Source organism: Luteibacter sp. OK325 (genome assembly GCF_003050935.1).
In the GTDB taxonomy this organism is placed as follows: domain Bacteria; phylum Pseudomonadota; class Gammaproteobacteria; order Xanthomonadales; family Rhodanobacteraceae; genus Luteibacter.
This window is the reverse complement of record NZ_QAOX01000002.1, coordinates 464,483-476,236: the sequence shown is the minus strand read 5'-3', so window position 1 is coordinate 476,236 and position 11,754 is coordinate 464,483. Positions and strand designations below refer to the sequence as shown.

The 11,754-nt window shown below is 64.7% G+C and carries 11 protein-coding genes; 6 read left to right on the top strand and 5 right to left on the bottom strand.

Annotated elements, in window-relative coordinates; translation table 11 throughout:
• Positions 1–326: 326 nt before the first annotated feature.
• Entirely contained in the window at positions 327–1,283 is a 957-nt protein-coding gene (locus C8J98_RS05925; RefSeq protein WP_107911841.1) for a cupin domain-containing protein, read from the bottom strand.
• Between the two features lie 119 nt (positions 1,284–1,402).
• Positions 1,403–1,870 (bottom strand): carboxymuconolactone decarboxylase family protein, encoded by a 468-nt coding sequence (locus tag C8J98_RS05920; protein WP_107911839.1) that lies wholly within the window; start codon positions 1,868–1,870, stop codon positions 1,403–1,405.
• A 111-nt stretch (positions 1,871–1,981) separates the two neighbouring features.
• Here C8J98_RS05920 and C8J98_RS05915 point away from each other — a divergent pair, with 111 nt between their 5' ends.
• Together C8J98_RS05915 and tadA are read left to right on the top strand one after the other, a co-directional pair.
• Positions 1,982–3,388, top strand: a complete 1,407-nt coding sequence (locus C8J98_RS05915) for a PLP-dependent aminotransferase family protein (protein ID WP_107912616.1) — start codon at positions 1,982–1,984, stop codon at positions 3,386–3,388.
• 36 nt (positions 3,389–3,424) lie between these two features.
• Positions 3,425–3,916, top strand: a complete 492-nt coding sequence (gene tadA / locus C8J98_RS05910; RefSeq protein WP_343125718.1) for a tRNA adenosine(34) deaminase TadA — start codon at positions 3,425–3,427, stop codon at positions 3,914–3,916.
• Here tadA and C8J98_RS05905 read toward each other — a convergent pair.
• Both C8J98_RS05905 and C8J98_RS21920 read right to left on the bottom strand, forming a co-directional pair.
• Entirely contained in the window at positions 3,913–4,740 is an 828-nt protein-coding gene (locus tag C8J98_RS05905) for an NAD-dependent protein deacetylase (RefSeq protein WP_343125716.1), read from the bottom strand. The two genes, tadA and C8J98_RS05905, sit on opposite strands and share 4 nt — an antisense overlap.
• Positions 4,741–4,750: 10 nt before the next feature.
• A complete protein-coding gene (locus tag C8J98_RS21920) occupies positions 4,751–5,605 on the bottom strand; it encodes a HAMP domain-containing histidine kinase (RefSeq protein ID WP_146171549.1) in 855 nt (284 codons plus the stop codon).
• Between the two features lie 42 nt (positions 5,606–5,647).
• Between C8J98_RS21920 and C8J98_RS21915 the strand changes: the two genes are divergently transcribed.
• The 4 genes from C8J98_RS21915 (at position 5,648) to yjjX (ending at position 10,822) form a co-directional block, all read left to right on the top strand.
• Positions 5,648–6,271 carry a response regulator transcription factor gene (locus tag C8J98_RS21915; protein ID WP_158272613.1) on the top strand — a complete coding sequence of 208 codons (624 nt, stop codon included), beginning with the start codon at positions 5,648–5,650 and terminating at the stop codon, positions 6,269–6,271.
• Between the two features lie 152 nt (positions 6,272–6,423).
• Entirely contained in the window at positions 6,424–8,064 is a 1,641-nt protein-coding gene (pgm, locus tag C8J98_RS05895; RefSeq protein ID WP_107911834.1) for a phosphoglucomutase (alpha-D-glucose-1,6-bisphosphate-dependent), read from the top strand.
• 459 nt (positions 8,065–8,523) lie between these two features.
• On the top strand, positions 8,524–10,203 hold the full coding sequence (locus C8J98_RS22555; protein ID WP_343125717.1) for a methyl-accepting chemotaxis protein: 1,680 nt from the start codon (positions 8,524–8,526) through the stop codon (positions 10,201–10,203).
• A gap of 52 nt (positions 10,204–10,255) precedes the next feature.
• Complete coding sequence (gene yjjX / locus C8J98_RS05885; protein WP_107911831.1) at positions 10,256–10,822, top strand: inosine/xanthosine triphosphatase; 567 nt, start codon at positions 10,256–10,258, stop codon at positions 10,820–10,822.
• A gap of 130 nt (positions 10,823–10,952) precedes the next feature.
• Here yjjX and C8J98_RS05880 read toward each other — a convergent pair whose 3' ends face one another.
• Complete coding sequence (locus tag C8J98_RS05880) at positions 10,953–11,699, bottom strand: glucose 1-dehydrogenase (RefSeq protein ID WP_107911829.1); 747 nt, start codon at positions 11,697–11,699, stop codon at positions 10,953–10,955.
• Positions 11,700–11,754: the final 55 nt, after the last annotated feature.

Genomic DNA, 11,754 nt, shown 5'->3' with positions numbered 1-11,754 from the left:
CGAGGTCGTTAGTAGGGGAAGACCTTGTCTGCCATCGAGTCTTTCATCATCACCGGGTGTACACAAGCACTTAACACGAGCGCCTGGAATTACGACAGCGGTGGATTTTCATGAATATCGTAGGCGTATACGAATGGTGTCGTTTACGAATCTATCGGCTTTTCCGGTTGTTACCGAACGAGTTCGTAAGTATCTTGATTTTGAGACGCCTCAAAATCCCACGTTGGTTTCGTTTTCATTTCATCAGAATGAACCGCAGGCAACGTGACGTTGAACTCAAGAAAATTTCGGGTTCAATTGTAACGAGCGGTGCTAAGGCGCTTAACTCAATACGAGCCGGGCGGGGCCTTCTCGCCCAACCATCCTTCCTCGGGGCGTTTGTGCGCCTTCAGTCCCTGCCAGAAGGTCAGGGCGCGAAGGGTCCATTGCCGGGAGATGGCCAGCGCGAGGCCGAATGGCGCCTTCACGGCATCGCGCCACGGTGACGCGCCCGGGTAGGCCGGTGTCACCCGCAAGTATTTTCTGCACACGCGATTGAACTGGTGCACGCGTGCGAGATGCACCGTGTGCTTGGTATAGAAGGTGACGCCGATGGAAACGGATACGCCGTCGCCCGGTTTCGCCCAGTCCGTGGTGGTGCGTGTCATGTGCGGTGAGGTGGTCGGGAAATACACACCGTCGCCGGGCCCGCTATCGAACTCATGGCTCGATGCACGTGACGATTCATTAAGCCTCACGTCGCGCAGCGTGTGGCTGACGATGAAGTCCTCCACATGGGCGGCCGTGACGGCATCGCGGTCGGAAGGCTCCCAGACGCTCAGCACCTTCCTGCCGTGCAGCTGGAGCCAGAAGTTGTTCTCGCGATCGATATGGAAAGGCGTCACCGAGGGCGGCGCCGAGATGAAGATGAAACCGGTGACGTTGAAAATACCCGGTTGCTCGCGCTCGATGGTCGCTCTCACGCCATCGATGATGGCCTCGAGCAGGGCGCGGTAGCGCGGTATCGCCTCGACGTTGTAGAGCGCTATCCAGGAGCCGGTCTCTTCGATCCGCTCGAAGACCTCGTCGATATCGCGTCCGTCGGGATGCTGCGCATCATGGCGGAACGCCGAGGCCTGGGTCATGCCGGGCTTGATGAATCGGCACTTTTCCAGGGGCATGAGTTCCTTCGCCAGCCGCGCCAGTTCCGGAAGCTGAAACAGGGGGTGGTGATGGAAATCGTGGTGCAGCCGGTTGATCCGGTGCGTTGAGAAACCTTGTGGATCGAGAGGCTGCACGCCCATGATGATGATCGCTCCCCTGAGGTCGGACCCGCCCTGCCAGGCACGGGAAGCGTCGTACTAACTTGCTCGCACCGCCACACTACCTACGGTCTAACCGCAAGGTATTGCGTGGCGAAGGCTCAGGCCGCCCGGGCAAGCCCCGAAGCCGTCACCGGCTTATTACGAAAGGCCACCCCCATCCGGTTGAAGGCGCTCATCAATGCGATCGCGGTGGAGAGATCGGCGAGCTCCTTGTCGCTGAACTCGGCGACGGCGGCGTCGTAGTCAGCGTCCGGCACGCCGGTGTCCGCGACCAGCGCGACCGACTCGGCCCAGGCCAGCGCGGCCTTTTCACGCTGGCTGAAGACCTCGCCTGATTCGCGCCAGGCACCGGTCAGGATCAGCTTCTCGAAGGGCACGCCGTGTTTGTGCATGTCCTGCGAGTGCATGTCGATGCAGAAAGCACAGCCGTTGATCTGCGATACCCGAAGGAAGACGAGGTCGATGAGGTGCTTGTCCAGTCCACTCTGCCCGAGGTAGCCGTAGACGGCGACAAAGCCTTTCATGGCGTCGGGAGCGATCTTCATATAGTCGATGCGGTGGCTCATGGCATGTACTCCGGGCAGGCGTGGATGTTTTTTAGGATGGGCCAGAGTCTGTGAGCTTGACGGGCCACTCGAAAGAGCCAAGAACGCGTGCCTGCGATGTACCATCGGTCCATGGACGGTTCCTTCGGCATTTCCCTCGACCGCGCAGGGCGGCTGTCGCTGTCCGAGCAGATCGCGGACGGCATCCGCGCCGCGATCCGCGAAGGACGCCTCGCACCCGGGGCCCGTCTGCCTTCCTGGAACGATCTCGCCGCCCAGCTGGGCGTGGCGAGGGGGACGGTACGCACCGCCTATGAGCGCCTTTCCGACGGGCAGTTCATTATCGCGGCCGGTGCCGCGGGCACCCACGTCGCGCGGCGTCCGCCCGCCAAGCGGCCGGACCCCGAAGCGCCGCGTGTCCGCGAGACGCTACGCGCCTTTCCCACCGGTGCGACGCAGCCCGTGCCGTTCCAGATCGGTGTGCCGGCGGCGGATCTTTTCCCCACGGCCCTGTGGTCCCGGATGCTGGCGCAGGCGGCTCGTGAAGCCGCGGCCACGCCGGTGGGTTATCCCGATGGGCGTGGTGAGCCGAAGCTGCGCGCCGAGATCGCCGGCTACCTGGCCGTCGCGCGGGGCTTCGCGTGTCATCCCTCACAGGTGTTCGTGACTAACGGCTACGCCGGGGCTTTCGGTATCGCCATGCGTGCGCTGCAGCTCCATGGTGCCCAGGCCTGGGTCGAGGAACCCGGCTACCCCTTCGCACGGACCGCCGCGGCCTGGGCGGGACTGTCGTGCGTGTCGGTGCCCGTGGATGGCGAGGGCCTGGACGTAGCGGCCGGGATAGCGCGTGCTCCGGACGCCCGATTGGCCCTGGTCACGCCGGGCCAGCAGGCACCGCTCGGTGTGACGCTTTCGCTGGACCGGCGCCATGCCTTGCTCGACTGGGCCCATGCCGGCGACCGCTGGATCGTCGAAGACGACTATCTGGGCGAACTCCAGCTCGGCCGGCGGGCCGCGCCCGCACTAGCCTCGATGGATAACCGGCGGGTCATCCACATCGGTACCTTCAGCAAGACCATATCTCCCGCCATACGGGTGGGTTATCTGGTCGTGCCGCCCGCTGCGATCGGGGCGGTGACCGAAGTGGTCGGCACGCTGGATCCCGCGCCATCGCCCTCCGTGCAGATGGCGGTCGAAGCCTATATGCGCGACGGCCATTACCTGCGTCATCTCCGGCGCATGAAGCGCGCGTACGCGGAGCGACGCGATGCGCTCGGCGCCGCATTGACCCGGCTTGGGATCGAACACGAAGCCGGCGCCCTTGCCATCCGCATGCATCTGCCCGAAGGCGTGGACGATGTGAGCGTGGCCCGGGCCGCGCTGGCCGAGGACCTGTCGCCGCTGCCGATGTCGCCCTGGTACGCGACGGGCGTGGCACCTCGCGGCGGACTGCTGCTGGGCGTGACCAATGTGCCGGCCGAACACGCGGCCGCCTACGCCGAGCGGCTCTGGCGGATCGTGCAACGCCAGGTCGCATGAGATAATCGCGCTTTATCCGGAAAGCCCTGCTTGTCCATCACACCCGACAACCTTTCGGTTCCGACCGACCCCTTCACCGACGCCGACCGTGCGTGGATGGCGCGTGCCCTCGTGCTGGCCGGGCACGCGCGCGATGCCGAAGGCGAAGTACCCGTGGGTGCCGTGCTGGTGGTGGATGGCGTGGCGGTCGGTGAAGGCTGGAATCGCAATATCACCCTCAACGACCCAACGGCACACGCCGAGATCCAGGCGTTACGCGCGGCGGGGCAGGCGGTATCCAACTATCGCTTTCCGGGGTCCACGCTGTACGTGACGCTGGAGCCCTGCGCCATGTGTGCGATGGCCATGGTGCATGCGCGCGTCGGCAGGGTGGTGTTCGGCGCCACGGATCCGAAGACGGGTGCGGCGGGCAGTGTCTTCGATACGCTGGTTTCCGATCGACACAACCATCGGGTCGACGTGCAGGGCGGCCTTGAAGCGGAAGCGGCCAGCGCGATGCTGCGTCAGTTCTTCCGCGCGCGCCGTTAAGCGTAGGATGCCAGCGCTTCGGCGCAGGACTGCTCGATCTTCAGCGTCAGCAAGGCATCGGCGCGCGTCACGCCGAGATTGACCGAAGCGATAGGTATCCCGCGTCGGGAGGCTTCGAGCACGAAGCGATAACCCGAATAGACCATCAGCGACGAACCGACCACGAGCATGGCATCCGCCCGGCCCAGATGCGCCCATGCGGTGTCGACCCGCGCGCGCGGCACGTTCTCGCCGAAATACACGACATCGGGCTTGAGAATGCCACCGCAGACGGTGCAGGCGGGAACGTCGAAGCGGGAGAAGTCCACGCCGTCGAGATCGGCGTCGCCGTCGGGTGCGATGGTGGCATGGAGATCCAGCCAGTCCGGATTGGCCGCTTCGAGCCGCGCCTGCATGATGTCGCGACGCGTGATATCCCCGCACTGCATGCAGCGCACGCGGTCGAGCCGCCCGTGCAGGTCCACGACATTGATGCTGCCTGCCGCCTCGTGCAGACCGTCTACATTCTGGGTGAGCAACAGTTCGATGCGCCCGGCATGCTCCATGGCGGCGAGCGCGCGATGGGCCACGTTCGGCTGCACGCTGCCGAAGTGTCGCCAGCCGATCATGCCGCGTGCCCAGTAGCGCGCCCGCGCCGGCGGACCGCTCATGAACACCTGCAAGGTCATCGGCGGACTGCGTTTCCAGGCCCCTTGGACATCGCGGTAATCGGGAATGCCGGAGTCCGTACTGATGCCCGCGCCGGTGATCACGAACAGTCGCGAATGCGTCTGTAGGAAAGCGCCAAGTGGATCGGCGGCATCGAGGGCGGGAAGGGTATTCACGGCCCCGAAACTATAGCCGATCGCCGTCGCGGTGGTCGCGAAGCAGGGCCAGGACGGCTGCGGCGTCTTCGCCGAAGCTACCGATCGCGCGGTCGATCGCATCGCCGCGGCCGTCGGCAAGGTCGCACTCCAGCAGTAGCCCCGCCTGGGCCAGTTCGCTGGCTTCGGCCATGCCGAGCACACCGGAAACGCGGTGCAGCCACGCTTGCAGATGATCGACGCCGCCTTCCGAAAGCAGCCTTTCGAGATCGGTGAGGTCGCGACTGAGCGCCAGGTCGAGCGCGGCGATCACTTCGACCAGGGCGGCCTGGCCTCCGAGGGTTGACCTCAGTGCGTCGATATCCACACGTGGCAGGCGTCGTGGCATGGCGAAGGCCAGTTCGACGATGACGCGCGTGCCGACCTCGGGCCCTGACTCGACCTGGAGGTGGCCACCGAGACGTTCGATCGAGGTCTTCGGTATGAGCATTTTCGGATCAGTGGCCAGCGTGGGAGGGCCATCGTCGGCCACGGTCAGGTGCAGCGTCTGGCTGGTCGGCGTCTCGCCAACGAGGTCCACCTGCAAGGCAACGTAACCACCCGCCGCGACGTCGATCGCGCGCTCGAGCAGGCTACCCAGAACCGTTCCCAGTTCATCCATCGCACCGGTCAGATCGGGTGCCACGGCGGGATCCACGTCCAGTTCCAGCGCGGTTTCGTCGGCCCTGGCCAGCGGCGCATAACGGCGACCAAGTTCGGCGAGCAGGGCTGGCAGGTCGTCGACCGGACGAAGCCGTTCGAAGCGGCGCGCGAGGCTGCCGAACAGTCGTGTCACGCGTGCGAGATAGTGTCTCCAGCTTGGCGTACCGATACGCGATGTGCTCAACTTCGCGCCCTCGGGAAAGGATCACTCATGGTGTACCGCGTTATGCTGGCCGACGATCACCCCGTCGTGCTCAAAGGCCTCAGCCTGGCGTTGGCCAAAGATGGCCTGGCCACTATCGCGGGCGAGGCGCAGTCGCCCGACGAGTTGCTCGCGCTGCTGCTCGACACCCCTTGCGATGCCCTGATTACGGACTTCAGCATGCCCGCACCGGGCCGTGACGGCCTGGCCTTGCTTGCGGAGCTGCGCGGGCGGTTTCCGGCACTCCCCGTGATGGTCATTACCACCCTGGCCAATCCGGCGCTTTATCGGGAGATCCTCGCGACGGGTGTGCTCGGGCTGATCGGCAAGTCCGGCGATGCGCGGGAAATTCCGGAGGCGTTGGTGGAAATCGTGTCGAACCATGTCTACCTCGGATCATCGGTACGGGCGTTGCTCGGCGCGCCGCCGGGCACGCCGATGGGAAAGTCGGGAACACTGGCGGATCTGTCGCCGCGCGAGGTGACGATCCTTCGCCTGTTCGCCGGCGGCAATAGTGTGACGGACATCGCCCGGGAAACCGGGCGGGGACTCTCCACCATCAGTCAGCAGAAAACCAATGCGATGCGCAAGCTCGGCCTCGAAACGGATGCGGAAATCTTTGAATACATCGACCGGCTGCGGCTTTAGGACTCGCGGGCGAGAGACCGCCGTCACGATAGCGGCGTGATGACGTAGGCGACATGGAAGAATTCTGAAAACATTGACAACTCCGTTCAGCGGCGCGGCCTACAATGTCGGGTCGAGGTGCCGTGCGTGCACCGCCCAAGGAGATAGCTTCGGTGAGTGCCAAGATCAGTCCGCTCGCGGGCAAGCCCGCAACTGAGATCCAGCCGGTCGACATCGCTGCGCTTCTTGCCGCTTACCGTGACCTGCGGCCCGATCCCTCGGTGCCCGAGCAGCGTGTGGTTTTCGGCACCTCCGGTCATCGTGGCTCCTCATTCGATCGCTCGTTCAACGAGTGGCACGTCTGGGCCGTGGTCCAGGCGATCTGCGATTACCGTGCCCAGGCCGGTATCGATGGCCCGCTCTTCGTCGGCATCGACACCCATGCCTTGTCGAAGCCCGCTTTCGAGAGCACGCTCGAAGTGCTTGCCGCCAATCACGTCGTCACGCACGTCTCCAAGGGCGGCGAGTTCACACCGACGCCCGCGGTCTCCCACGCTATCCTCGCGTTCAACCATGGCCGTGAGCGCGGAAAGGCCGATGGCATCGTGATCACGCCGTCGCACAATCCGCCGGAGAGTGGTGGCATCAAGTACAACCCACCGCACGGTGGCCCCGCGGATACCGATGCGACCTCGTGGATCGCCGCACGTGCCAACGCCCTGATTGAGAGCAGCCTGCGCGAGGTGAAGCGCCTGACATTCGCGCAGGCGCAGGGTGCGGCGAGCACGATCGAGTACGACTTCCTGCAGCGTTATGTCGACGACCTCGGCGATGTGCTCGACCTTGACCTTATCGGCGGCAGCGACGTGCGCATGGGCGTGGATCCACTCGGCGGCGCCGGCGTGCACTATTGGGCAGCCATCGGCGACCGCTACAAACTGAACCTCACCGTGGTCAGTGATGTAGTGGACCCGACGTTCTCCTTCATGTCGCTGGACTGGGACGGCCGCGTGCGCATGGACCCATCGTCCTCGTATGCCATGCAGCGCCTGATCGGCCTGAAGGACAAGTTCGACGTTGCCTTTGCGTGCGACACCGACCATGACCGCCATGGCGTCGTTGCACCGAGCGCCGGGCTCATGCCGGCGAACAACTACCTGGCCACCGCGGCCTGGTACCTGTTCCAGAATCGTCCGGGCTGGCGCGACGATGCCGCCGTGGGCAAGACCGCCGTGAGCACCGGCCTGCTCGACCGCATCGCGAAGCATCTCGGCAGGCCCTTGCTCGAGGTGCCCGTGGGCTTCAAGTACTTCGTCTCGGGTCTCTTCGACGGCAGCCTGGGCTTCGGCTGCGAGGAAAGCGCCGGTGCCTCGTTCCTGACCCGGAACGCGGCCGCCTGGTCGACCGACAAGGACGGCATAGCCGCCGCCCTGCTGGCCGGCGAGATGACCGCGAAGCTGGGTCGCGACCCCGGCCAGATCTACCGCGAGATCACCGAAAAGCTCGGTGACCCGGCCAATGCGCGCATCGATGCGCCGGCCACGCACGCACAGAAGGGGCGCCTCTCCAAACTGGCGCCGGAGCAGGTCACCTCGAAGACCCTGGCGGGTGATCCGATCGTCGCGGTGGTGAACCAGGCCAACGGCCAGGCCATCGGCGGCATCAAGGTCATGTCCGACCAGGCGTGGTTCGCCGCCCGGCCGTCGGGCACCGAGGACATCTACAAGGTGTACGGCGAGAGCTTCCGCGGCAAGGAACACCTGGCGAAGGTGCTCGAGGAAGCCCAGTCCATGGTCGATAAAGCCCTGGGCTGAGTTTCATCAGGACATGTGGGAGCCGCTTCAGCGGCGAAAAGGGACATGTGGGAGCCGATTCATCGGCGAAAAGGGACATGTGGGAGCCGATTCATCGGCGAAAAGCCAACGAAGCGAGAAAGCCGTAGGCCCCCATCGCCGATGAATCGGCTCCCACAACGTCCTTTCCCTAAAGAAACCCGAAGCCCCGCCGTAACGGGTGTTCCCCATACCTGATCGGCAACCTTCGTGAATCTCTTCCGCTCCACCCAGACGAGGTATACCGCCTTCGTCCTGGCGTATTTTCTTGCGCTCGTCGTCCTGACCTTCGTCGTGATCCGGTTGTACGTGACGCCCGACCTTCGCCGCAGCGAAGCCGAACGGGTCGGTCGCAACGTGGACGAGATCGGCCTGGCCATCACCAACAAGCTGCATCAGGTCGAGGCGCAGCAGCGCAGCATCACGCAGACCGTGGCGCTGATGGATAGTGCGTCGATCGACCGGTTGCAGCCTGGCCTGGTCGACCAGTACGGCGACCAGGACGTGTTCGGCGGCGGTATCTGGCCGCTACCGTTCAAGCGCGAGCCGACGAAGGAACGCGACAGCACCTTCGTCGCCCGTGATGCCGCCACCGGCAACCTCGTCGTCAATACGCACTGGAACCAGTCCGATGCGCTGAAATACTGGGAGCAGAGCTGGTACAAGAACGGCCTTTCCGCCCCGCGTGGTCACTGCCTCTGGGCGGATGCATACAAGGATGCTGCCAGCGCACAGCCGCGGACGAACTGCGCCATGACGATCTACAAGGGCGACGAAGTCTTCGGTGTATCCACCGTGGACGTGACGCTGGGCTTCTTCAACCGGCTCGTCGCCGACATGGAAGGCAAGGTGCACGGCCAGATCCTGATCGTCGAGCCGAACGGCACGATCGTCAGCAACACCACGTACATCAAGGACGAGATCGTCCTGAAGAAGCTGGCCGATCTCGCGGCGACCTCGCCGATGATCGCGCAGGTGAAGGATGCCATGCCCGAGCTGGGCAAAGCGAAGCAGGTGGAGCGCGACTACCTGGACGGCGAATCGCAGACGCTGTTCCTGCGACCGATCGTCGGTACGCCCTGGGTGCTCGCGACCAGCCTGCCGACACGCCTGCTCACGCAGGACAGCAGCCGCATCATGGGCAAGCTGGCTGCGGTGCAGCTGCCGCTGGCGCTACTGTTGCTGGCGGCGCTGGTGTTCGGCATTCGTCTGCTGATGAAGCAGCTGGACACGCTGAAGGTCAACATCGAGGAGCTCAATTCCGGTGAAGCCGATCTCTCGCGCCGCCTGCCGGCAGGCAGTGGCAGTGAGTACAACGCCGTCGTCGACAGCTTCAACCGGTTCATCGCACGCCTTCAGGACATGATGCGCCGCGTGCAGGCGAGCTCCACCGCGATCTCCTCCGCCGCGACCCAGATCGCCAGCGGCAATATGGATCTCTCACAACGCACCGAGGAACAGGCAAGTTCGCTGGAAGAAACGGCCGCCTCGATGGAGGAGCTCACGGCCACCGTGCGCCAGAATGCCGACAACGCCAAACAGGCCAACACGCTTGCGCGCGATGCGGCCGCGGCGGCACATCGCGGCAGCGAGGTGGTGGCCCAGGTCGTCACGACCATGGGCGCGATCAGTGACTCCTCGGCGAAGATCGCCGACATCGTCGGCGTCATCGACGGCATTGCCTTCCAGACCAACCTGCTTGCCCTGAATGCCGCGGTGGAAGCGGCGCGTGCGGGCGAGCAGGGTCGTGGCTTTGCCGTGGTCGCCGGTGAAGTACGCAGCCTTGCGCAAAGCTCGGCGTCGGCGGCCCGCGATATCAAGGCGCTGATCGCCGGGGCGTCGGAAGACGTGGCGCTGGGTGCCGAGCTGGTCAAGCGCACGGGCACGAGCATGGACGAACTCACCCGCAACGTCGCCGGTGTCGCCACCTTCATGGAAGAGATCATGGCTGCCAGCCAGGAGCAGAGCCAGGGTATCGACGAGGTCAGTCGCACCGTGACGCAACTCGACGACATGACCCAGCAGAACGCGGCGCTCGTCGAAGAAGCTGCCGCGGCAGCCAAAGCGATGGAAGAGCAGACACATAGGCTGGAAGAGGTAGTCGGCGGTTTTCGACTCTAAAGAGCGAAGCGCGGCTGCTAATATCACGATCGTCCCCACCAGGTTTCCGTCGATGTCCGCTCAAGATACGGCGCCGATCCGCGTGCTCGTCGGTTCGCGCAATCCGGTCAAGGTCGGTGCCGTGCGTAACGCACTGGCGCCGCTGTTCCCCGGCAGGCTGCTGGAATGCGAGGGCATGCATGCGCCATCCGGCGTGCCCGACCAGCCGATGACAGCCGCTGAGACACGCGAAGGCGCGGTCAACCGGATGAACTTCTGTCGCCAGAACGGAGATGCGGACTTCTACGTCGCCCTGGAAGGCGGCGTGGACGTGACGGAGGACGGACCGGGAACATTCGGCTATGTGGCTATCGCCAGCCAGGGCTATGTATCGGTCGGCTGCAGCGCATGGCTGCCGCTGCCTCCGGCGGTGTACGAGTCGCTGCTGGACGGCGAAGAACTCGGACACGTGATGGACCGGCTGTTCGGCACGGTCAACATCAAGCAGCAGGGTGGGGCGATCGGCCTGGTCACCAATGGGCATGCGACGCGTGAGAGCGCTTATACGCAGGCCATGGTGCTGGCGATGGCACCGTTTCTTCACCCGGAGCTTTATGGGTTGGGGGATTCGGCGGACTGAGGGGGATTGAGCCGAAGGGCATCGCCGATGAATCGGCTCCCACAGGAGCGAAGGGCATCGCCGATGAATCGGCTCCCACAGGAGGTGTCGCTCTGTGTGGGAGCCGCTTCAGCGGCGATGCTTTTGACGCTTAGCGCATACCACCCGACGCAACGATCAGCTCGCCGGTCAGCCAGCCGGCTTCATCGGAAGCGAGGAAGGTCACGATCGGTGCGATGTCGCCGACCTGGCCGATGCGGCCAAGCGGGGTCTGGCCAGCGGCCCAGGTCTCGAAGTCCGAACCGATGAAGCCGGCGCTTTCGGTGCCTTCGGTCTGGACCATGCCCGGGTTCACGGAGTTGACGCGGATGCCGCGCGGGCCCAGTTCGCGGGAGAGCACGCCGGTGATGGCGTCGACGGCACCCTTGGTGCCCGTGTAGACGGCGCTCTCGGCGGGCGTGATGCGAGTCACGGCCGAGCCGATGTTGATGATGCTGCCGCCCTTGCCGAGGTGCTTCGAAGCGGCCTGGCTCACCTGGATCACGCCGAGCACGTTGACGTTGAAGGTACGGTGGAACAGTTCTTCGGTCGTCGTGTCGATCGAGGCGAATTCATACACACCCGAATTGTTCACAAGGATGTCCAGACGGCCAAAGTGCTCGATGGCGGCATTGACGATGCCCTCGGCATCCTTCTGCTTCGAGACGTCGCCACCGACGGCGACGGCCTTGCCACCGGCGGCCTGGATCTCGGCGACGACCTTGTCGGCGCCGGCCTTGCTCGAGGCGTAGTTGACGACCACGGCGGCGCCTTCGGCGGCGAGCGACTTGGCAATCGCGGCGCCGATGCCCTTGGAAGCGCCCGTGACGACCGCGACTTTCTCTTTCAGCTTGCTCATGATTCGGTGTTCCTGGTGGTTGGTGTGAGTTGCTCCACCCATGCATGGGGACGCC